This window comes from Bradyrhizobium sp. (genome assembly GCF_035309285.1).
Lineage (GTDB): Bacteria > Pseudomonadota > Alphaproteobacteria > Rhizobiales > Xanthobacteraceae > Bradyrhizobium.
The window spans coordinates 54,588-77,141 of the sequence record NZ_DATGFH010000110.1; the positions used below are offsets into that span (position 1 = coordinate 54,588).

The window sequence follows — 22,554 nt, forward strand, 5'->3', positions numbered from 1 at the left end:
GGGGGAACTACGCGCTGGTCGCGACGTTATCGCCCGTGGCAGGCTTGAGCTTCGCCGCATTCGCGTTTCAAAATCCTCGGCGGGCGCGCTGTTCCCAGGCATCTTGCATTTGTTGTCCCAATGTCCCTGCAGCAAAGTCCGGCGTTCGATCACGGCGTGGCCGGTTCCGCGGTCGCGGCGCGGACCGATGACCGCATCATCGAAACCTCGATCCCGTCGCGGCTTGACGCGCTCTCCTGGAGCGGCTTCCACACCCGCGTCGTGCTCGCGCTCGGCATCACCTGGATTCTCGACGGGCTGGAAGTGACATTGGCCGGCGCCTTGTCCGGCGCGCTGAAGGAGAGCCCGAGCCTGCATTTTTCCAATTTCGACGTCGGGCTTGCCAACAGCGGTTATCTCGCCGGCGCCGTGCTGGGCGCGATCGGCTTTGGCTGGCTCACCGACCGCATCGGACGCCGCAAATTGTTCTTCATCACGCTGGCGCTCTATCTCTGCGCCACCGCGGCCAGCGCGCTGTCGTGGAGCGTCGCGAGCTACGTGCTGTTCCGCTTCCTCACCGGCGCGGGTATCGGCGGTGAATACACGGCGATCAACTCCACCATCCAGGAACTGGTGCCGGCGCGCTATCGCGGCTGGACCGATCTCGTCATCAACGGCAGCTTCTGGATCGGTGCGGCGCTCGGCGCCACGAGCGCGATTGTGCTGCTCGATCCCGCGGTCACCGGTCCCGACGTCGGCTGGCGGCTTGCTTATCTCACGGGCGCGGCGCTCGGCCTCATCGTCCTGGTGATGCGGATGTGGATCCCGGAAAGCCCGCGCTGGCTGATGATCCACGGCCATCCGGACGAGGCGCATCAAATCGTGGATGGTATCGAGCGCTCCGTGATCGGACATACGCAGGACCCGCAGCATCAGGCCTTCGCCAGGATCAGATTGAAGATGCGCGATCATACGCCGCTCGCGGAGGTCGCGCACACGCTGTTCTCGGTTTATCGCCAGCGCTCGCTGGTGGGACTGACGTTGATGGCCGCGCAGGCGTTCTTCTACAACGCCATCTTCTTCACCTTTGCGCTGGTGCTGACCGACTTCTATCAAATCCCCGCCGATCATGTCGGCTGGTACATCCTGCCCTTTGCCGCCGGCAATTTCCTGGGCCCACTGCTGCTCGGCCGCCTGTTTGATACGCTCGGCCGCCGTACCATGATCACGGCTACCTATGGCGTGTCCGGCGTGCTGCTCGCCCTTTCCGGCTATCTGTTCTCGATCGGCGTGCTGAGCGCGCAGACGCAAACTATCGCCTGGATGGTGATCTTCTTCTTTGCGTCGCCCGCTGCGAGCGCGGCGTATCTCACCGTGAGCGAAAACTTTCCGCTCGAAGTGCGCGCGCTCGCGATCGCGCTGTTCTATGCCATCGGCACCGGCATCGGCGGTATCATCGGTCCCGCGCTGTTCGGCGCGCTGATCGACACCGGAGCGCGCGAGAGCGTGTTCGGAGGCTATCTGCTCGGCGCCGTCCTGATGGTCGCGGCGGCCATCGTGGCATGGCGCTATGCGGTCGCTGCCGAGCGACAATCGCTGGAATCGGTTGCAAAGCCGCTTGCATCCGTGGAGTAGGATACGATGGATCAGGACTTGGCCGCGATGCGATCGAAGGAAACAAGCCCGCAGCAGCAGGATGCGCCGGACGCCGTTCCGGTGCCGCATCTGCTTGTGCCGCATCTCGTCACGACTGCGATCCTGCTCGATATTGACGGCACGCTGCTCGATTTGATGCCGACGCCGCGCGAGGCGTTTGCGCCGCCGGAGCTTTCCAGGACGCTGAACGGCCTCCTTGCAAGAACCTCCGGCGCGCTGGCGCTGGTCAGCGGCCGCTCCCTCAACGACATCGACCTGATCTTCGCACCCGACCAGTTCCCGGCCGTCGGCGGCCACGGTGCCGAAATGCGCCTCGATCCGGATGGAGAAGCGGCCGAGACCCGCGCGCCGCCGCTGGACAAGGAATTGAAGCGGCGGCTTGCCACGATCGCGAAGTTGAGCCCGGGAATCCTGCTGGAAGACAAGGGCTATTCGCTGGCATTGCATTACCGCCTCGCGCCCCACGCGGAGAAAGCAATATATGAATCGGTATCGCTGATCCGAGCCGACCTGCCGAATGCGCCGATCGAAGTGCTGCCCGGAAAATTCGTCTGCGAGATCAAGCATTCCGGCTTCACCAAGGCGAGCGGCGTGCGTGAATTGATGACGCATCCGCCGTTCAAGGGGCGCAGACCGCTGTTCATCGGCGATGACGTTACCGATGAAACCGTATTCGCAATCATGCCCGATTTCGACGGGGCTGCCTTCTCGGTGGGCCGCCGCGTCCACGGCGTCGACGGACATTTCGATACGCCGAGCGACGTGCGCACTTTCCTCGCGCGCCTGCTCGATGACCAAAGCGTGGCGCAATCGCCATAAGCGGTTCGCGATTGAGAGTCATTTGTGGCGCTCGCGCGGTTTTCCCTTCGCTAACGTGCTTTTCCTGCATCAGATTTTATCTTTATGCGAAGGAACCCCGGTTCCGTCGCGTACAGTCTGAATTCGGTTTCAATTCATCAGACATCTTAAAGGAACCATATTGATGAACGGCAGTTAAATGCCCGCACTGCCCAGGAGGGACTCGTGAACCTGGTCGTCGTTTCAAATCGCGTGGCGCGCGCCAATACCAATGAGCCCATGACCGGCGGGCTCGCCGCCGCGCTGCTGCCCGTGGTCGAGAATTCCGGCGCAATCTGGGTCGGTTCATCGGGCCGCGTGCGCGACGGGTTCCAGAAGGAACCGCTTGCGGAGATCGAAGCGCTCGGCGCCGGCGCGCTGGCGATGCTCGATCTGCCGGCGGCGCATTATGGCGGCTATTACGAAGGCTTTGCCAATTCCGCGCTGTGGCCCGCGCTGCATTCGCGCAGCGACCTGATTCGCGTGACCGAAGGCGATTATCTCTCCTACCGCGAGGTCAACGCCTTCATGGCGCGCGCGCTGCTGCGCTTCAACAAGCGGGAAGCCGCATTCTGGGTGCAGGATTACCACTTCCTTGCGCTCGGCGCGGAACTGCGCGAGCTCGGCGTCACCGCACCCGTCGGCTTCTTCCTGCACACGCCGTGGCCCGCGCCGTGCGTCATCGAGGGCGTGCCGCAGCATCGCGAGCTGATCGAGGCGATGCTGGGCTACGACCTCATCGGCTTCCAGACCGAGGCGGACCGCGACAATTTCCTCGGCTATGTCAAAACCAATCTCGAGCTCGCGGTTCACGACGATAGCGTGATGTCGCAGTACGGCCGCACCCGCGCGGCGGTGTTTCCGATCGGCATCGATGCCGAGAAGTTTTCGCAACAAGCGGCCAAGGCAACCACGCATCCCGACGTGTTGCGGCTTCGCCGCAGCCTCAACGGCGAGCGGCTGGCGATCGGCGTCGACCGCCTCGACTACTCAAAAGGTCTCGTCAACCGTATCCGCGCCTTCGACCGCATGTGGACTGCGAACTCGCATCTGGCGCGCACGGTGTCGTTGTTGCAGATCGCCACGCCGTCGCGCGGCGGGATCGAGGCCTATTGCCAGCTTCAGAACGACGTCGCAAGGCTCATCACCGACGTTAACGGCCGCCATGGCGAGGTCGACTGGACGCCGATCCGCTACCTCAACAAGGGCTTTGGCCAGGCCGTGCTGGCCGGCCTCTATCGCACCGCGCAGGTCGGCGTGGTGACGCCGCTGCATGACGGCATGAACCTCGTCGCCAAGGAATATGTCGCCGCGCAAAACCCGTCCGATCCCGGCGTGCTGGTGCTGTCGAAATTCGCCGGCGCCGCCAACGAGCTCGACGCAGCGCTGCTCGTCAACCCGCACGATATTGACGGCATGGCCCGCGCGCTCGCGACCGCGCTCGCGATGCCCCTGAGCGAGCGGCGCATGCGCCATGAGACGATGATGGAGAGGCTGCGCAGCCACTCCATTCAGCAATGGTTCGCCGACTTCGTCGAGGCGCTGCGGGATAGCCATAGCGAAAGGACCGAAGCTTCTCCGCGCGCCGCCGAATCTCCGACGCTCCGGCCGGTTCGCTCGCTCCATTCAGCCGCGCGATTTCACTAGCGCATTGCTGGAGCAATCTCACGACGTTCTGGCTCCCGCGAGCACCTTTGCCACAAAGCGCGCGGTCGCTTCGCCGACCTCGTGCGGCGCTTCTTCCTGCAGGAAATGCGCGCCCTTGACCAGCACGGTCTCCTGATTGGGCCAGGCGCGGCAGAACTCGCGCTGGGCGCCGATCAACCGCAGGCTCTGCGTCGAATTGGTTATACTGGGTGTCTTGCGTCAACTAGCAAAACGAATTAAATGGTGTTGCAGAGGCCAATGCCATGTCGAAAGAATCGCGCAAGTTCCGCGTACCGGACGCGCTGGCGAATGTTTACGATTTCGCCAACACGCTGGATTTGCGGCATTTCACCCATCACGGCGTGCAGCATCAGCAGGCCGAGGAGCTCGATGGCCCGGCCGGGCTCGGCGACTGGATGAAGGCGCGCGGCCTCGTCGAGCGGGGCGCAGTGCCCTCGCAGAAGGCGTTCGACCAGGCGCTGCGGCTGCGCGGCGCGCTGCGCGACTATCTTGGATGCGAGCCTGCGGAGCGCCGCCGCAAGGCAGCCGTCATCGATCCCCTGAACAAGGCGCTGGAGCCGTTTCCGCTCAGGGTCGCGGCCTTTGGCAGGGACGGGATGAGACTTGAGCCGGTGCAAGCCGACGCGCAGGCCGGTCTCGCGGCCATCGCCGCCGAGCTTTATGACGGTGCGGCGAACGGCACGCTCGACCGGCTCAAGATGTGTGCGGCGGACGAATGCCGGCGGGTGTTTTTTGACCGCTCCAAGCCCGGCACGCGCCGCTGGTGCCAGTCCGAGCTCTGCGGCAACCGGGAAAAGACCCGCGCGTACCGCGAGCGGCAGAAGCGTGACGCCGAGGCCTGATATTCCAGCTCTTGAGGCGTCAAGCCCGTTGCTTCCAGCGCTGCCGGGCTTAAATGGGAGACGGCCCCATCTCAGGATTCGTCATGACCGCCCATCAGCGCAACCTTTCCGCCTCCATCGATTCCGTCAAGCTCGACCGCCTCGCGGAGGTGGCGGTGAAAGTGGGCCTGCGCCTGCGCGAAGGGCAGGATCTCCTGTTGACCGCGCCCGTGGCCGCTCTGCCATTGGTGCGCAAGGTCGCCGAGCATGCCTATAAGGCCGGTGCCGGCATTGTGACGCCGTTCTTCACCGACGAGGCGTTCACGCTCGCACGTTACCGCTTTGCTCATGACGCGAGTTTTGATCGCGCCGCCGGCTGGCTCTACGAGGGCATGGCAAAAGCGTTTACCGAAAACACCGCGCGGCTTGCCATCGTCGGCGACAATCCGATGCTGCTCTCGGGCGAGGATCCCGCCAAGGTCGCGCGCGCGAGCAAGGCCAATTCGAAGGCCTACCAGCCGGCGCTGGAGAAGATCGTCAATTTCGACACCAACTGGAACATCATCGCCTATCCGAGCGCGTCCTGGGCAAAGCAGGTTTTCCCTGATGAAGCCGAGGAGGTCGCGGTGGCGAGGCTCGCGGAAGCGATCTTCTCCGCGTCCCGCGTCGACAAGGATGGCGCGGTCGCCAATTGGGACGCGCACAATGCGCGCCTTGCCGAGCGCACCGCATGGCTGAACAGCCAGCGCTTCCATGCGTTGCATTATTCGGCGCCGAGCGTCGACCTCACGATTGGCTTGGCGGATGGCCACGAATGGGAAGGCGGCGCGTCGACCGCGAAGAACGGCATCACCTGCAACGCCAACATCCCGACGGAAGAAGTCTTCACCACGCCGCATTGCGCCCGCGTGTCCGGCCATGTCGTGAGCTCGAAGCCGTTGTCCTATCAGGGCACGCTGATCGACAACATCCAGGTGAAGTTCGAGGAAGGCCGCATCGTCGAGGCCAGGGCCTCGCGCGGTGAGGAAGTGCTGAACAAGGTGCTCGACACCGACGAGGGCGCGCGGCGGCTCGGCGAAGTGGCGCTGGTGCCGCATTCCTCGCCGATCTCGAAAAGCGGGCTGCTCTTCTTCAACACGCTGTTCGACGAGAACGCTGCGTCCCACATTGCGCTCGGCCAGTGCTACTCGAAGTGCTTCATCGATGGCGCCAAGCTCACGCCGCAGCAGATCGCAGCCCAGGGCGGCAACCAGAGCCTGATCCACATCGACTGGATGATCGGCTCCGACAAGACCGACATTGACGGTATCCATGCCGACGGCAGCCGCGTGCCGGTGTTCCGCAAGGGCGAGTGGGCGTAGCCAGCGCTGCCGCACAGCTTTGTAGGGTGGGCAAAGCGATAGCGTGCCCACCATTCACAATTGCGGTCGTTGAGAGACGGTGGGCAGGGCGCATTGCGCTTTTGCCCATCCTACGGTCTGTCCTCGCGGAAACAGCTCCTCACCCCAACCTTCTCCCCGCCAAAGGCGGAGCGAAGGAGAAGGCTGGGAAACAGGCCTTCATCAATCATTCATAAACCAGGCGCTGCCTGTTTTTTGATCATCGATTCTTAAGCGTAAAGCGGAGTCATGCTTGCAGCGCGTGACCCGGATGCGTTTCGTTCATTGATTTATATCGCATTACGATATATTGGCGGCGCGTCGCCGATATCCGTTCGGGTCCGGCCGCATCCCGTTTCGTGAAAATCATCGGTCGACATCATGGCCCGTATCGGTTCTGCCAATTCCCTGCCGCGCCTCGGCGACTTTTCGACCGACCGGCGCGTTCTCATCCTGATCGCCATGGCGGTGCTGGTCGGCATCGGCGGCGCGCTGTCGGCCTGGTTTCTCCTGCGCGTGATCGCGCTCGCCACCAACCTGATCTGGCTGCACACGCTGAGTGCGCAAAGCCTGTCGCTGGCCGGCGTCAAGCGCGATGCCTGGATGGTGGCAGCACCCGCGCTCGGCGGGCTCGTCATCGGCCTGATGGCCCGCTTCGGCTCGGAGAAGATTCGCGGCCACGGCATCCCCGAGGCGATCGAGGCGATCCTGATCGGCGGCAGCCGCATGCACCCGAAGGTCGCCCTGCTCAAGCCGCTGTCGTCGGCGATCTCGATCGGCAGCGGCGGTCCGTTCGGCGCGGAGGGGCCGATCATCATGACCGGCGGCGCGCTGGGATCCTTGTTCGCGCAATGCTTCAGCCTGAGTGCCGCGGAGCGCAAGACGCTGCTGGTTGCAGGCAGTGCTGCCGGCATGACGGCGATCTTCGGCACGCCCGTTGCGGCCGTGCTGCTCGCGGTCGAGCTTCTCCTGTTTGAATGGAAGCCGCGCAGCCTGATCCCCGTGGTTTGCGCCTGCGTCGTGTCCGCCGCGCTGCGGCCGCTCCTGATCGGCGCCGGCGCGCTGTTTCCCTATGCCGGGCATCTCGATCTGCCCTGGTGGGGACCGTTCGCCTATATCGGCGTCGGTGTCGTTGCCGGACTGCAATCGGGCCTCATGACCGGTTTGCTCTACAAGGCGGAAGACCTGTTCGGCCGGATTCCCCTGCACTGGATGTGGTGGCCCGCCATCGGCGGCGTTGCGGTTGGGCTGGGTGGGCTGATCGAGCCTCGCGCGCTCGGCGTCGGCTATGACATCATCGCAGACCTCCTCGACAATCACATGGTGCTGTCGGTCGTCGTCGGCATTCTGCTGGTGAAGTCGGTCATCTGGATCATCGCGCTCGCCTCCGGCACCTCCGGCGGCGTGCTCGCGCCTCTGTTGATCTTTGGCGGCTGCGTCGGCTGGCTCGAGGGACAATTTCTGCCCGGCGACCGCGGCGCCTGGGCGCTGATCGCCATGGCGGCGATGATGGGCGGCACCATGCGCTCGCCCTTGACGGCGATCCTGTTTGCGGCCGAGCTCACCGGAAATTTCTCGATGATCGACCCGCTTCTGATCGCGACCAGCGCCGCCTATGCGCTCACCGTGCTGATCCTGAAGCGCTCGATCCTGACCGAGAAGATCGCGCGGCGCGGCCAGCACGTGGTGCGGGAATACTCAATCGATCCGTTCGAGCTCATGCTCGTCAGCGACGTGATGGTGCGCGGGGTCGACACGCTGCCGGCCGCCATGCGGGTCGACGAGGCGATCGCGTTCTTCTCAAGCGAGGAGCGCCGCCACAAATCCTATCCGCTGATCGATGCCAATGGCTGCGTCTCCGGCATGGTGGCGCGCGCCGACGTGCTGCGCTGGCGCGCCGAAAATCCGCACGGCGAGGAAAGCCTGTTCGATCGTGTATCGGATCGCTCGCTGACCGTCGGCTATCCAGACGAGCCGGTCTCGTATCTCGCCGATCGCATGGTGCTCGCCGATCTCGGCCGCGTGCCGATCGTTGACCGCGACACGCTGCGTCTCGTCGGCCTCGTCGCGCGCAAGGACCTGCTTCGCATTCGCGCCACGGCGAAATCGAACGAAGCGGCTCGCGAGGTCTATCTCGGCTGGCGCGCCTCGCCGAAAGTTCAGGCAGAGGAGCAGGGCGACGTCGTGCAGGCCACCATATCTGCGCCGGCGGCGAGTTCCGCGGTATGAGCCTTGTTCGGTTCACCTCTCCCAGGGAGAGGTGAGCCTTCTCGATACCGCTTGCCGTTCATCAAACCGACGCCGTCACGTCGACCGCAGCAGGGACGGATCGAGCGCGCGCAGCCTGATCGGATCGAAGGGCGCAAGATCGACGTTGCGTGAAGCGCCATCGGCGATCAGCTCGGCGAGCGCCTCGCCGGTGGCCGGCGCGTTGAGGATGCCCCAGACATTGTGGCCGGTCGCGACATAGAGGCCTTCGCTGCGGGGCACCTTGCCGATCAGCGGCAGGCCGTCTTCCGTCACGGGCCGGAAGCAGGCTTGGCGGGCGATGATCCTGTCGCTGGCGAGCAGCGGCGACAGCCGTTCGCCGATCCTCTCGAGCCGCGCGATCGCCTCCGGATCCGGCGTCACTGTTGCGGGGTCGAGCGGCAGCGGCACGATGTCGGAAAGGGCGCAGAGATGCGTGCTTCCGTCCGCGCGCGGAAAGACCTCGACTGAAACCGTGCCGCCGTTCTCATCGTGAAGATCGAGGAACAGCGCATGCGCCGGCACATCGCCGCCGCTGTCGTAGACCACGCTCGGGCTGCGCTGCCCGAACACGGCCGGCAGCGTCATCCATTCCGCGGCGAGCAGCGACCAGGGTCCCATTGCGATGACCACGGCATCCGACTCGATGACGCCGCCGTCGAGCTCGACGCCCCTGGCGCTTGCGTCATGCGTATTCCTGATGATGCCGGTGATGCGGCCGCTGCGCAGCTCGGCGCCGAGGGATTGCGCGGCGCGCATCATGGCCATCGTGAATTTATGCGGATGAACGGTTGCCGTCGTGTCTGAAGTGCCCAGCCGTCCGGCGATGATGACGCCATCCGCGAGCCAACCGAGCTCGCAACGCGCGCGACGGCGGCCATCGCGCGCGCCCACGACGATGCCGCTATAGGCGGTCGTGGGCCGATGGCCCCAATCGCCCGCGATCTCCCCGGCCAGCCTGGCGTGAAGCTCAAAACTTCGCTGTGCCAGTGCGTCCAGCGGCGTGCCCGCGCACCAATCGCGCGCGAGAAAGCCGCCCGCCTTGCCGGACGCGGCATTCGCCACGCCCGTGCGTTCGACGACGATGACCTCGACGCCGCGGCGGGCGAGAAAAAAGGCGGTGCAGGCGCCGATCACGCCGCCGCCGCAGATCACAACGCGCATGGTGCCTCTTGCCGCATGATCCGGAAAGGTGTGTCGCGGTTTTCCGAAAAGATCATGCGCGAAACAATAGGCTAAAGGGCGATGAGAATCATCGCGCGTTAGGCCCGTCAGTCAACGAGCAGCCTGGCGATTGGTTCGGAGCGGACAAGCCGGGAGATGCCGGCAGCGTCACCACGCGTAGCGCACGACGCCCTTGCCGGCATAGGAGCGGGTGCTGTTCGAGAACTCGCCTTCAAAGGTTACCGCGGCCGACCAGCCGCTGAGCCATTTCCACTCGGCTGCGGCGGTGGTGAGCGCGGAGTCGGAAGCTTGACGCGCGCCATTTACGACGAATGAGGCACCGGGCAGGCTCTGGAACGTCGCAAGCAGAGTGCGGCCCTGATCAAAATCATGTGCCCAAGCCAGACGGCCACGCAGCGTGAAGATGCCATTCTGCATGGCTAACGATTTGTCGGTGCGAATGCCGAGCTCGCTGCGGGTATCGGTGACGTCCTTCGACGCGTAGCTGAGTGCGAACATCGGTGTGCCCACGAGCGCCTGCTCGGCATAAGCCGGAAGATCGAACGTCGTGGATTGGCCGGCGGCATAGGGCGTGATGCCGAAACCGTGCACGGCCAGGCGATAGCCGGTTTCGACGCGGCCCGACCACGCGTTGGCGTTGAAGGCGGCATGCAGACGATCGAAGCCGGCGAGCGTGACGGTCCGGTCGGTGGTGATATCCTGCCAGCCATAGGCCATCGCGGCGGTGAGATAGGCCGCGCCGGCATTGTGCCGGACGAAGGCGCCGGCCTGGAACAGGTCGGACCGTCCGGAGCCCAGCGTGTTGACGCTGAAATTGGTGCCGCCGCCCGCGAGTGCAAAGCCGACCAGCGTATTCGGCGAGAGGCGATAGTCGGCGCCGACGGCCGTGCCATAGAGGCTGCTTCTGACGTCGTTCGTGCCGGCCGCGACCGGATCGCCGTTGGTTTTCTCCGAGCCGCCAAAGCCTGCGGCCCACACGCTCCAGCGCTGTTCGAACGTCGCGGGCACGGGCGCCTTGGTATAGACCGCCGCATAGGCGTCGCGCTCGTTCGCGGTGCGACCGCGTGCGGCATCGGCCATGCTTTCTTCCGCATAGGCCATCGAACCGCCACCGGCGCTGATGCCATCGCCGCGGCCACCGATGAAAGGATCGGTCAGCACGCCCACAAACTGGCTCATGGCCATGAACGTGGTCTGCTGCGAGCCGGTCGCGCTCTCGCCGGACACCTGCGTCAGCCCGGTCGGCGTCAGGCTGCCGAACACGAGCGGAATGCCGCCGGTGGTGTTGAAGAAATTCACCAGCGTGTTGGCGACATTCTGCTGATTGAGGTTGAGCCCGCTGCCATAATCCGGGGGCGAGCCAGGTGGGGTTGGGCCTGGCGACGGTCCGAAATTCAGCGCCAGGTTCAGGTAGGCGTCGTGGGCATCGTAGCTCACGCTCGCCCTGAAATTGGACGGCAGGTTGGTGTTGACGAGCGAGCCGAAGGTGCCGCTGACGCCGCCGGTTGCGGTCAGAATAGTGTATTGCTTGTTGATGTAGCTACCGTTGGCATAGAACGCGTTGACGGTCGCGCCGCCAAGCGTCGCCGTGCCGGTGACGGTGGCAAAGGAGGCCGTCGTCGGATTGAGATAAACGACGTAAAGCGCGGCGGAGGTGAAGGCCAGATTGCCGGCCACTGTCATCGACGTCCCGGGCACGTTGGCCGTGCCGGGCGCAAATGTTCCGCCCGTGTTGATCGTGGTATCGCCAACCGAGCCGGTGCCGGTCAGCAGGCCCCCCGCATTGACCGTCGGATCGGATACCGAACCGGTCACGTTCAACGTGCCGCCGTTGACTGTCACATTGTTGCTGTTGGTGATGGCGCCCGTCACATTGAGGGTGCCGCCGTTGATCGTCGTCGCCCCGCCATAGGTATTGGTGCCGGTCAGCGTCTCCGTGCCGCCGGAGAGCGTCAGATTGCCGCCTGCGCCCTGGAAGGCGCCGTCGAAGGTCGAACCGGTGGTGATGGTGAGCGTCTTGCTGCCGAGATTGACCGTGCTGCCGGCCACGCCGTCGAGCATCGCAACCGTTGCGCCCGTCGTGGTCCCGCTGATGTCGAATTTGCCGCCCGAGGCGGACAGGTTCACGGTTCCGGCGACGCTGCCGGTACCGGTCAGGAACAGCGTGCCGCCGCTGACGGAGGCGCCACCATTGATCGTGCCGCTATTTGTGGTGCTGCCCGCCGTATTCGTCAGGCCGTTGTTGAGCGTTCCGCTATTGTTGAAGGTGCCGCTATTGCTGACGCCTCCATTGATGATCGCGCCAGCGTTGTTCGTGATCGTGCCGGCATTCGCAACCACATGGGTCGAGGTCAGCGTCCCCGCGTTCACCAGCGTGGCGCCCGCGCTGTTCGTCACGTTGGTCGAGCTCAGCGTCCGGCCGGCAGTGATGCTGACGCCGGTGGCGTTGGTGGAGGTGTTGGTCAGCGTCGTGATGCCGCTGAAATCGCCGCCGCTGACCACGAGCTGCGCGGTTCCGTTGTTGGTAAAGCCGTTGTTGGTGGTCAGCGCCCCTGTCACTGTGAACAGGCCGGCGCCCTGGTTGACAATACCGTCATTGACCGTGCCGGCGGCGTTCACGGCAGCGCTGTTCAGCAATCCCCCGGTGACAGTCCCGGTCGTCGTCAAGGTGCCGCCAGTGACGGTGGCCCCGAGATTGATGGTCGTGAAGTTCGTGAGCGTGCCGCCAGTGACGCTGGCGCCGCCGTTCAGGCTGCCATTGTTGGTTGTTGTGCCGGCGCTGTTGCTCAGAAGCCCGGACACCGTCCCGCTCGCATTGTTGTTGAAGGTCGCGCCGTTGGTGACCGTGCCGGTCCAGGTCAGGTTGTTGTTGATCGAGCCCGTGTTGGCGACGACGTTGCCGATCCAGACGCCATTGTTGACGATCGCGGCGGCATTGCTGGTCACGTTGCCGGTCCACTGGCCCGTCGTGTCGTTGGTGATGGTGCCCGCTGTATTGGTGTGTACGACCGAATTGAAGGTGCCGCTGTTGGTCACTGAGCCCGCGTTGTCGATGGTACCGCTCGCGCTGCCGCCCTGGGCCACGGTGAGCACGCCGCCGCTATTGTTGGTGATTCCCGTCGCCGTCAGCGTGCTGGCGCCATCGATGCCGAGCGTGGCGGAATTGGTCGTTGTACCCGTCGTGGCGCTGGCCCCGACGAGATTCAAGGTGCCTGTCGAGATCGTCCAGGCGAGCGTCGTCCCCGACGTGCCGGTCACGGACCACGTCCCGGTCCCCGTTTTCTGAAACAACGAGAAGTTCTGGTAAATCCCGCCGAGCTGTGAGATGTCGAAGGACGCGCCGGTCGTGCCGCCAAGCTTCAGCGTATTGGTGCCGCTGCCCGTCACGCCGCCCGAAAAGGAAAAGCCGGCCCGGAGCTCGAGGCTGTTGGTGCCGCCGGTGAAGACGATCGCGTTGCCGCCCGAGATCGATCCGGCGTTGATCACGGTCAGGTTTGCACCGACGATACCGACGCCGTTCGAGCCGTTGGCGCCAAAAGTAAAGTCGGCGGCAAGTCCGCCAGCACCGCCCGAGCCGCCGGTGATGGTCCCGTTATTGGTGATCGTCGCGCCATTGCCGTTGCTGACGGTGATCCCGTTGCCGCCGTTGCCGCCCTTCCCGGCATCGCTTCCGGTGCTCAATCCGCCAGAGGCTGCGGGATTCGAGCCGTTGCCGGCGCCGCCACCCTGGATGGTCACGCTGCTGTTGATGCTGATGGCGACGCCCGAGGCACTTCCGTTGATGATGATGCCGCTGCCGCCGCCGCCGCCACCGCCACCACCGCCGTCACTGAACCCTGCACCGAAGGTGCTGCCGCCGACACCTCCGCTTCCGCCGGTTCCACCCGTTGCGTTGGAGCTGATGATTGTTGTGCCGCTCGCACTCACGGTGGTTCCGGCGCCACCGGCACCGCCGCCGCCACCGCCGGCTGCGCCCGAACCAAACCCGCCCCCGCCGCCGCCCCCGAGGTCGGCGCCGCCGCCAGGGCCACCCAAAACGCCCGCGCTACTCGTCGCGCCATTCCCGCCGCTGGTCCCGGTCGACGACCCGTCACCCGCCAGCCCGGCGGCGCCGCCGTTGCCTGGAATCGCCGGCCCACTACCGCTGGATGATTGGCCACCCGTGCCATTCTGGCCCGTTTGCGCGATCGCAACGCTGGAAGCGGCAATCTGAAGCGCAAGCAGGATCGAAGCTGCGAGGACCCACGTGCGGGCGCCATCGCCTCGGTGCACAATCCGCCTCAACCCACGCCCCCAATAGAAACGATTCCGGGATCAAAAATTCACCGCGGTTCGGCCCCATCCGGGGGACCAACGCTTCATTTACCTACTGGAATGCCGCGCGGGCCGATAACTACCATCTGGTAGTGTCAGCGTGCTCCCAGGCTCGATTATCGCGCGGTGTGGCGAATTTGGCACGACGGGCAAATCAAAGCTTTCTTCTTCGTTTAATCAGAAGTATGTCAAGCCCTCTCGTGAAAAAATATTTTACTTCCGTTTTTCGGAAGCGTGTGATTGTTTATGTGCAGCCCGCCTCGCCACGAGGGACGTTACGGCCAATCGTCACGAAACGTGAGGCGGGTTGCGATGGACGCGGGTCGCGCGCAAGGACGAAGCGCGCGATGCGTTCGACGAAGCCGTGTGGTCCCGACACCCCGATGCTGGTGTCAACCCTTGGGGCATGATCCCGGGGGGACGGTGACTACAAAGCCCGGTACGCCGAGGAGAGCACGGGATAAGTCGTCAAACATCGCGCGGGGAATGCCGGCTGTGTTCGGTTGTACCTGCTGAGTGCTCGTGTGCGTTCTTTGCGCATTTTCCTGCACACGAGGCTGCGGGTGCAACAGCACCCGGTGTTCCCCGCGCCCTCGGATTTTCGAGGGTGATGTTAAAGCAAGACCCGGGCATTTCGTGCCGCGGGAATGCGGAGACGCGAATCCGATCTCGTAGGGTGGGCAAAGGCGCGCAAGCGCCGTGCCCACCGTTCGTCGACCGCATTCGTGTGAATGGTGGGCACGCTATCGCTTTGCCCACCCTACGGTTTGATGCCGCGGAGTTGGCTGTTTGAAACGTTAATCCCACGCAACGCCCTGCGGCGCTTGGTCGCTGCGCGCTCCCCGCTTGCCGCCGATTGTAAAGCTTCACGTAAGGAAAGCTTAAATCTAGCGGATTAGCGTCGCCGTGACGGGCCAGCCCGTTTTCGCGGGCGGTTTTGCTTTGTGCTTTTGGGGCGGGTTTGATGGCGCGCGGGCTGATAGAAATTGCCAAGCTGACGGTGGATCTGACGCCGAGTCCGATCGAGCCGTCCTGGATCCTTGAGGGCAGGCCGGAGGCGTCCTCGTGCATCCTGTCGCAGAGCATCGATGGCCTCGCCACAACCATCGTCTGGCAGTGCACTGAAGGCAAGTTCGACTGGTACTATGATTTCGACGAGACGGTGCTGATCCTCGACGGCTCGATCGTGCTGGAAAGCGACGGGATGCCGCCGAAGCGTTATGAGGCCGGCGACGTCATCTTCTTCAAGGACGGCGCGCATGCCAAATGGCATGTCGAAGGCCATGTCAAGAAGCTCGCCTTTTGCCGCAAGACCTCGCCGCTCTGGTTCGGCATTGCGCTGCGCGTGTTCCTCAAGCTGAAGAAAATCTTCTTGCCAGCGAGCCAGCGCCAGCCCGCGAGCCTGATGGCGGGCTAGCAAATTTCAGTATCCGCGTGCGAGCCGCGACAGGATCGTCACGGCGCTGGCGACCAGCACGATCAGCGTGAGCCACATGCCGCCGGTGCGGAACAGGCGGAATCGCAGCGTCTTGGGTTTGGCGGACATGCCGAGCGGATGCATCAGCCGCGAGAGCAATAGCCCGGCCATCAGCACATGAACGCGGATCGCGCTGGCGCCTGCCACCTCGAGCATCGCGACCATCAGCGCAATGATCGGGACATATTCGGCAAAATTCGCATGCGCGCGGATCGCATTGCGCAGTTTCTCGTCGCCGCCATCGCCAAAGGCGCTGCCACCGCTCGCGCGCAGCCGGATGACGTTGACCGCAAGCACGGCATAAGTGAGCGCGAGCACGCCGAGATATCCGGCGGTGATGGTCGGCCACTGCATGTCGTTTGCTCCCAGGCGTCGCTGTGGATCGCGACGCCTTCGTGCTTCGCTGCCGCATCAGGCCGATTTGGCCAGCAGCTCGCTTTGGCCTTCACGCACAAACGCCTCGAAACTCTTCGGCTTTGCGCCCCCGATCGTCTCGATCGCGTCGGTCACCGCATAGCGTGGATCGTTCGGATCGATCGCAGCGCCTCGGATCGCGCGCCAGAGCGATGAGAGGTGCTCGATCGCATGCGGATTGTAGCCACGCGAGGCGGCATGGCTGCGCCAGTCCTCGTCGGAAATCTCCTGGTAGTGCACGCTCTTCGCCATCACGCGCGCAAACGTCGCGATGATCTCCTTCAGCGAGATCGTCGTGCCGATCAGCCTGACGGCGCTGCCGGGTTCACGTTGAGGACCGGTGAGCAGGCCGACCGCGACGCGCGCGACGTCTTCGCCTGCGACGAGCGGCAGCACCGTCTTCTCGCTGCCCCAGGGCAGGCGGATCGCGCCTTGCGCGGGCAGGCTCTGGCGCACCAGAGCGGCGAGGTTTTCGTAAAACACCGTGGCGCGGATATGCACCGCGCCGACGCCGGCCCATTCGAACACCTGTTCGGAGAGATAGTTCTGCCGCATGCGCGGTGTCGGCGCATCGGGCGAGGATTGCAGCATCACAAGATTTACAAGCCGCGGGATTCTTGCCTGCCGCGCCGCGAGCGCCATGATCGCGGTGGCGTCCATCAACCCGTCCTGGACCGGATAGGCGAAATAGACCGCGCCGGCGCCGTCGGTTGCGCGCTGCACCGAGCGGATGTCGAGAAAGTCGCCTGCGACGATGTCGGCGCCGAGCGCGCGCAGGCGTTCGGAACGCTCGTCGATGGTACGCACGAAGGCGCGGACGGGCACGCCGCGCTTGAGCAGCATTTCGGCGACGTGGCGGCCGGTCTTGCCCTGGCGGCCGCCGGCTGCGGATGTGACGAGGACGGGTTTGGTCATGAGGCTACCCTCGAATTTCTGCGGGTTGGGTTCCGGTACCTACCAGTACCAATTCGGTCGAAGGTATGGTACTAACAGGTACCAGGTCAAGGGGTGACCATGGCAGGTAAGGAGACCGTGAAAGCGGAACCGGCAGAGGTGTCGGGGAACGTTCGGTCCGCTCCGTTCAGAAACCGTCATGGCGCCAACGGGTCCGCGCCACCGGGTCGCGCGAATGCGCGCCCGATGACAGGCTCCGCGCGGCGGGCTCCGCGACGTCTTCAACGATGCTTCGCATCGCCGGGATACCCACGAAGCGCCTGGCAGGCCTACATCCTTCGAGGCGCGCGCAAGCGCGCTCCTCTGGATGAGGGGCGGGCTGTTTGTGACGCGGTAGGATAGCGTCAGTCAGGAGGGCAGTTGCAGCCGGTAGAAATCCGTCGCGCTCTTGGAGAACAAGGCGGTCTTCTCGCTCTCGCTGTAGCCAGCAGCGAGACGCTTGAAGGCGTTGAAGATCACCTGGTAGCTGCACTGGCCTTTATCGGGCGGAAAATTGCTCTCGAACATGCAGCGGTCGACGCCGAAGGCCTCGATGCAGGTCTCGATATAGGGCTTCCAGGCTGCTGCGGCCTGCTCGGAGTTCGGCGGCTTCGGCCATTCATGGAAGCCGAAGCCCGGCAGCACCATGGCAAGCCCGCCGAGCTTGACCACGACGTTCGGGCATTTGGCGACCTCCTGGATCGAGGCCTTCCAGGTCCTGAAGATCTCCTCGCGCCGGCCCGCGTAGCTGCCGATGCCGATGATGCCGCCGCAATGATCGAGGCACATCTTCGTGTCCGGAAAGGCGCGGGCGAGATCGGCGAACTCATTCAACTGCGTGAAGAACAGCCAGCCGTCGTAGCTGAGCCCGAGCGGCGCGAGGCAGCTAAAACCCTTGCGGAAGGTCGGATCGAGCAGCAGTCCCTTCGGCCGCTCCGCATAGATGCCGGCGACGTCCTTGTCGGCATCCCAGGGCGAGGAATGGCGAATGCCGCGGAAGCGGCCGTTGCCGGCGGCGATCTCGGCTTCCAGCACGGCCCTGGCGCCGTCGCCAAGCAGGAGATTGGTATGGCCGACGATGCCGTGGGCGACCAGCGTCTTGCCGTAGGCGCCGCTTGCGGCCATGGCCGCGCAGCCATTGACGAACTCGACCTCGCCGACCGGTCGGAACGCTTCCGGCCCACAGGCGCGATACATCGAGCGGGCTTCGACGTAGACGGTGGCGACGATGTTGTGCCCGGAGGAGACGTCGTCGGTCATCTCTTCCATCAGATAGCGCACGCCGCCGCGATCCCAGAGATGATGATGCGGATCGACGACCGGCCTTGCGGGATCGATGATGTCTTCGGTGTGCAGCGCGAGCCAGGTTTCATTCGGATCGGCATAGAGCCCGCTTCGCGTGGAAGCGGCGGTGCTGGCGACCATGGATGTTCACTCCCCGGAAGTTGTTGTTCTTGGTTATCAGACCCCGTCGAGAATAATCACCGTCGGCTGCGTCGGCAATGTCTCGCGCGAAATCCGCAAGGTGCGCTCGCTGCGCTGGTCGATCGTAAAATCCTTGCCGATCCTCTGCATGAATTCCTCCAGCGGCGTCGCGAAGCGATGCATCGGCAGCACCACGGAAGTGCGCAGGCGCCGGGTGACCCCGGATATGCCGTCGAGCGACATGGTATAGGTGCCGTCGATCGGCACCATCACGATGTCGAGCCGGCCGATGGCGGCGAGATGACTGTCGTCGAGCCTGACGTGCAGGTGCTCGAGATGGCCGATACAGAGGCCCGCGACCTCGAAGATGAAGATCGAGTTGCCGTCCTTGATCATGTCGGTGCCGGAATAATCGCCGTAGAAGCGGCGGATGTCGGTCGTGACGTTGCGGATGAAAACGTCGCCGATCTTCTCACGGATTTTGGCCGGCTCTCCGTTCTCGCCCCAGCCGTGAAGCACGTGGGGAATGCGCGGATCGGGGAACAGCGTGTAGTGCGTCGAATGGGCGCGGTTCATGGTGACGACGTCGGGCAGACGGCCCATTCGGTACGCGCCGCTCCAGTCGGTGGCGATGCGCACGCCGCCCGGCGTGTCGATGTAGTAGGTGGAGTGGCCGGCATAGGTGATGGCGACCTCGTCGGTCCCCGCCGTGGCGCGGCGCAGGCTGACCGGCGTGACCCGCGGCGGTGCATTCGCCATCGCCAGGCACTCGCTCCGCTGCGTATCCTGCGATTGCGCGTGCGCCGGCGCGACCAGGCACCCGAGAAGAGCGAGAATGGCGGAAATGGAGCGCAACATGTTGGCGGGCCATCCTGTTGTCGTGCCGACTGTATCGCCGAACGGGAAGCGGAACTATCATGGCGCGATCAACAGCGCGTCAGAACCGTTTGGAGTAGCCATCATGCCGCCGCGTGCGTCATCCTCGAAGCGCCTGGAGCCGCTCCGTCACGTCGCTGCCGGCGTGCTCAACGTCGGCTATTACGAGGCGGGGCCCGCGGATGGCCCGGTCGCAATACTGCTGCACGGCTTTCCCTATGACATCCATTCCTATGTCGATGTCGCGCCCATACTGGTGGAACAAGGTTGCCGCGTCATCGTGCCCTATCTGCGCGGTTACGGCCCGACGCGATTTCTCGATTCCGCAATGATGCGCTCCGGCGAGCAGGCCGCGCTCGGCGCGGACCTGTTGGCGCTGATGGATGCGCTGTCGATCAAGCGCGCGGTGTTCGCGGGCTACGATTGGGGCGGGCGCGCAGCCTGCATCGGCGCTGCGCTCTGGCCGGAGCGCTGCATCGGGCTTGTCTCGGTCAACAGCTACAATATCCAGGACATTGCGAACGCGTTGAAGCCCGCGAAGCCGGCGCGGGAGGTGCCGTTGTGGTACCAGTGGTATTTCCAGATCGAGCGCGGGCGTGCGGGCCTTGCCGCCGATCGCCGCGGCATCACGCGGATTCTGTGGCAGCAATGGTCGCCGAACTGGTCCTTCGACGACGCCTGCCTGGAGCGGACCTCGGTCGCGCACGACAATCCCGACTATGTCGACATCGTCATCCACAGCTATCGCCACCGCTATGGATTGGTGGACGGTGATCCCCGCTATGCCGACATCCAGCAGCGGCTCGCGGCGCTGCCGCAGATCACAGTGCCCGCGATCACCCTGGACGGTGAGGGCGATGGCGTGATTCCCGCGACCGACGGCAAGGCGAGCGCTGTAAAGTTCACCGGGACCCGCATTCATCGCAGGATTCCGCGCGCGGGTCACAACCTGCCGCAGGAGGAACCGGACGCGTTTGCAGCGGCGGTTATGGAGCTGATCAGGGGATAAAGGGCGGGTTCACTCCCGGGCCGGGCTGAGCTTCCAGGTCGCGGCCATGAGGCCGAGCGTCATCAATCCGCTGATGCCAGCGGCGAGCGGGATCACCAAAGCGAGCGCCGATGTGCCGGCCCAGCCGATCGAAGAGAAAGCCTCGGCAAAGGTCGCGATGCGCGAGGAAGTCTGGCGGCGGCGGAACTGGCTGCGTTTGGCCTGCACGCGGAACCAGAGCTGGATCGCAGTCGCCGACATTGCTGCAATCGCAACGCCGGCCGCGGTGACGACGGCCTGCATCGGGGCGAGGATCGCCATCGCGACGATCAGTGGCGCGAAGATCACGCCGATCGCAATCAGCACCACCTCGATCTTGGCGCGGATCACGCGTGACGGCGACAGCGGCGCGGTTGCGACCAGATCAGCCGCGTCCTCGCCCGAAATCGTGAGCCAGGCGAGGCCGCCGGCGAGCTGGCCCGCCGCCATGACGATCACGGGCGTGATCAGCACGAGCGCTGTGGAGGAATCCGAGAAGCTTCGCCACAGAAACAACGCGGGCGGCACGAGATAAAGAAGCTGCATCAGCGTCTGCGAGATCAGCCAGGGATCGCGGCCGAGCAGCAAGAACTCCTTGCGCCGCAGCGTCTGTTGCCGCGAGCCGCCACGAAAGACTTTCGCGTCCTTGCCTTGCCGGCTGGAGGCGGCGTGGGCCGAGGCGCTGATCGCGGTATCGGCAAAGCGCGGCGAGAAGATCGCCATGACGGCGCCGAGCAGGATCAGGCTCAGCGACAAGAGAAGCAGCAGCGCTTCGGTGTCGCCGAGCATGGCGCGGGCCGGCCACCACACCAGGCTGTCGGCCTCTGGCGCATAGGCGGCCGCGGCGTCCGAGGTCAGGACCGCAAAGCGCGAGAGCGTGCCGTAAGAGAGGACAGCCGCGATCTGCAGTGCGATCACGAAGCCAGCGCCGATCACGGCGGCGAGGATTTGCGCGGTCAGCCGCGTCCGCGCGGGCCCAATCAGGCGGAACAGCACAATCGTGATCGCGATCGCAAAGGCGCCGGCCGACAGCCCCACGGCGATGACAACGCCGAAGGCGGCAAACCACCGCCCGCCGCCATTGAGCATCAGCACATCGACGAAGGGCGTCGAGAGCAACAGCGCCATGGCGGTGACGGTGAGCGCGATCGCCGCAATTCGCACCGAGAACAGATTGGTGAGCTTCGCCGGCGAAGACATGATCAGGTCGAGATCGGCGCGGGCATAGAACACCCGCGTGACAGACTCGATCGCCTGCGACAGCATCAACGCCCAGGCCAGGAAGGCGGTCGCGGTCACGACAATCAGCGAGGTCTTGTCGAGCGGTGCCTCGAGCCCGGCGTAACGGCCGATCACGGCCCAGGCCGGCAGGTGCATCAGCGCGGCAAAGACAATCAGCCCGATCACCGCCACGCGCGTGCGGCGACGCCGGCCGCCCGTCATCATCGCAAGCCCTTCGCGCCAGGCGAGCCGGAGCTCATGCCGCGCAAACCAGGAGAGCGCGGTGGCCGAGCTCATGCCGCCTCGGCCTTCACAGCGACCAGCGCGATGAAGAGGTCTTCCAGGCTTGTGTCGGTGTGTCCGTTCTGCTGGCGCAGTTCGCTCAGCGTGCCCTCGGCGACCAGCCGGCCCGCAGCGATGACGCCGATTCGGTCGGCCATGCGCTCGGCGACTTCGAGGATGTGCGTGGTCATGATGACGGTGCGGCCGGCACACACGCGATCACTCAGCAGTCCCTTGACGTGCCGCGCGGAGACCGCGTCGAGCCCGGTCAGCGGCTCGTCGAGGATAATGAGGTGCGGATCATGGATCAGAGCGCCGGCCAGCGCCACCTTCTGGCGCATGCCCTTCGAAAATCCCTCGCAGCGCTCGTTCCGGTGCGGCTCGAGGCCAAGCGACGCGAGCAGGTCTTGCGCCGTCCGCTGCGAAATGCGGGGCTCGATGCCCCAGAGACCAGCGACGAACTCCAGATATTCCAGCGGCGTCAGCTTGTCGTAGATCATCGGCTCGTCCGATACCCACGCCAGCACCTGCTTGGCCGCGACGGGATCGGTGAGCGCATCGATGCCGAAGATATTGACCGAGCCGGCATCGGGCCTGAGGAGGCCGGCGACCATGCGCAACGTCGTGGTCTTGCCGGCGCCGTTCGGGCCGACCAGGGCATAGAACTCGCCGGCGCGCACGGTGAGATCGAGCGCGTCCACCGCAAGGCGCTCGAAACGCTTTGTTAACCCTCTGAGTTCCAGCGCGGATGCTTCGCCGTTCATAAACCTGTCGCCCGGCCTTGTGTGGCCCGGCGAACATGAACCGAAGAGC

General features: G+C 64.8%; 17 protein-coding genes. 8 read left to right on the top strand and 9 right to left on the bottom strand.

Annotated elements, in window-relative coordinates; translation table 11 throughout:
• The first annotated feature begins 120 nt into the window (after nt 1–120).
• The 3 genes from VKR55_RS22055 to VKR55_RS22065 all read left to right on the top strand — a co-directional run bounded on the left by VKR55_RS22055 (nt 121) and on the right by VKR55_RS22065 (nt 4,119).
• Entirely contained in the window at nt 121–1,614 is a 1,494-nt protein-coding gene (locus VKR55_RS22055; protein WP_324406611.1) for an MFS transporter, read from the top strand.
• Between the two features lie 6 nt (nt 1,615–1,620).
• Nucleotides 1,621–2,454, top strand: a complete 834-nt coding sequence (otsB, locus tag VKR55_RS22060) for a trehalose-phosphatase (protein ID WP_414642409.1) — start codon at nt 1,621–1,623, stop codon at nt 2,452–2,454.
• 204 nt (nt 2,455–2,658) lie between these two features.
• Nucleotides 2,659–4,119, top strand: a complete 1,461-nt coding sequence (locus VKR55_RS22065) for an alpha,alpha-trehalose-phosphate synthase (UDP-forming) (RefSeq protein ID WP_324406613.1) — start codon at nt 2,659–2,661, stop codon at nt 4,117–4,119.
• Between the two features lie 18 nt (nt 4,120–4,137).
• On the opposite strand, the gene VKR55_RS22070 is transcribed toward VKR55_RS22065, so the two are convergent.
• Complete coding sequence (locus VKR55_RS22070; protein WP_324406615.1) at nt 4,138–4,296, bottom strand: hypothetical protein; 159 nt, start codon at nt 4,294–4,296, stop codon at nt 4,138–4,140.
• Between the two features lie 86 nt (nt 4,297–4,382).
• Here VKR55_RS22070 and VKR55_RS22075 point away from each other — a divergent pair, with 86 nt between their 5' ends.
• The 3 genes from VKR55_RS22075 (at nt 4,383) to VKR55_RS22085 (ending at nt 8,569) form a co-directional block, all read left to right on the top strand.
• A complete protein-coding gene (locus VKR55_RS22075; protein ID WP_324406616.1) occupies nt 4,383–4,982 on the top strand; it encodes a CGNR zinc finger domain-containing protein in 600 nt (199 codons plus the stop codon).
• Between the two features lie 83 nt (nt 4,983–5,065).
• Nucleotides 5,066–6,322: an aminopeptidase gene (locus VKR55_RS22080; RefSeq protein ID WP_324406617.1), complete on the top strand. Its 1,257-nt coding sequence runs from the start codon at nt 5,066–5,068 to the stop codon at nt 6,320–6,322.
• A 399-nt stretch (nt 6,323–6,721) separates the two neighbouring features.
• Nucleotides 6,722–8,569: a chloride channel protein gene (locus VKR55_RS22085; RefSeq protein ID WP_324406619.1), complete on the top strand. Its 1,848-nt coding sequence runs from the start codon at nt 6,722–6,724 to the stop codon at nt 8,567–8,569.
• Between the two features lie 75 nt (nt 8,570–8,644).
• Here VKR55_RS22085 and VKR55_RS22090 read toward each other — a convergent pair whose 3' ends face one another.
• Entirely contained in the window at nt 8,645–9,751 is a 1,107-nt protein-coding gene (locus tag VKR55_RS22090; RefSeq protein ID WP_324406621.1) for an NAD(P)/FAD-dependent oxidoreductase, read from the bottom strand.
• Nucleotides 9,752–9,919: 168 nt separating this feature from the next.
• On the bottom strand, nt 9,920–14,044 hold the full coding sequence (locus tag VKR55_RS22095; protein WP_324406622.1) for an autotransporter domain-containing protein: 4,125 nt from the start codon (nt 14,042–14,044) through the stop codon (nt 9,920–9,922).
• A 1,006-nt stretch (nt 14,045–15,050) separates the two neighbouring features.
• On the opposite strand from VKR55_RS22095, the gene VKR55_RS22100 reads away from it, so the two are divergent.
• The gene (locus VKR55_RS22100; RefSeq protein WP_324406624.1) at nt 15,051–15,503 is read left to right on the top strand and encodes a cupin domain-containing protein; all 453 of its coding nucleotides are present in this window, start codon (nt 15,051–15,053) and stop codon (nt 15,501–15,503) included.
• A 6-nt stretch (nt 15,504–15,509) separates the two neighbouring features.
• Here VKR55_RS22100 and VKR55_RS22105 read toward each other — a convergent pair whose 3' ends face one another.
• From VKR55_RS22105 to VKR55_RS22120, 4 genes are all read right to left on the bottom strand, one after another.
• Entirely contained in the window at nt 15,510–15,917 is a 408-nt protein-coding gene (locus tag VKR55_RS22105; RefSeq protein WP_324406626.1) for an MAPEG family protein, read from the bottom strand.
• 57 nt (nt 15,918–15,974) lie between these two features.
• Entirely contained in the window at nt 15,975–16,892 is a 918-nt protein-coding gene (locus VKR55_RS22110; RefSeq protein WP_324406627.1) for an NmrA family NAD(P)-binding protein, read from the bottom strand.
• 387 nt (nt 16,893–17,279) lie between these two features.
• The gene (locus tag VKR55_RS22115) at nt 17,280–18,335 is read right to left on the bottom strand and encodes an amidohydrolase family protein (RefSeq protein ID WP_324406628.1); all 1,056 of its coding nucleotides are present in this window, start codon (nt 18,333–18,335) and stop codon (nt 17,280–17,282) included.
• A gap of 36 nt (nt 18,336–18,371) precedes the next feature.
• A complete protein-coding gene (locus VKR55_RS22120) occupies nt 18,372–19,193 on the bottom strand; it encodes an MBL fold metallo-hydrolase (protein WP_324406629.1) in 822 nt (273 codons plus the stop codon).
• Nucleotides 19,194–19,296: 103 nt separating this feature from the next.
• Here VKR55_RS22120 and VKR55_RS22125 point away from each other — a divergent pair, with 103 nt between their 5' ends.
• Nucleotides 19,297–20,220: an alpha/beta fold hydrolase gene (locus VKR55_RS22125; protein ID WP_324406630.1), complete on the top strand. Its 924-nt coding sequence runs from the start codon at nt 19,297–19,299 to the stop codon at nt 20,218–20,220.
• 9 nt (nt 20,221–20,229) lie between these two features.
• Here VKR55_RS22125 and VKR55_RS22130 read toward each other — a convergent pair whose 3' ends face one another.
• Complete coding sequence (locus VKR55_RS22130; RefSeq protein ID WP_324406632.1) at nt 20,230–21,756, bottom strand: permease; 1,527 nt, start codon at nt 21,754–21,756, stop codon at nt 20,230–20,232.
• Complete coding sequence (locus VKR55_RS22135; RefSeq protein WP_324406633.1) at nt 21,753–22,505, bottom strand: ABC transporter ATP-binding protein; 753 nt, start codon at nt 22,503–22,505, stop codon at nt 21,753–21,755. The genes VKR55_RS22130 and VKR55_RS22135 overlap by 4 nt, the downstream gene beginning before the upstream one ends.
• Between the last annotated feature and the right edge of the window lie 49 nt (nt 22,506–22,554).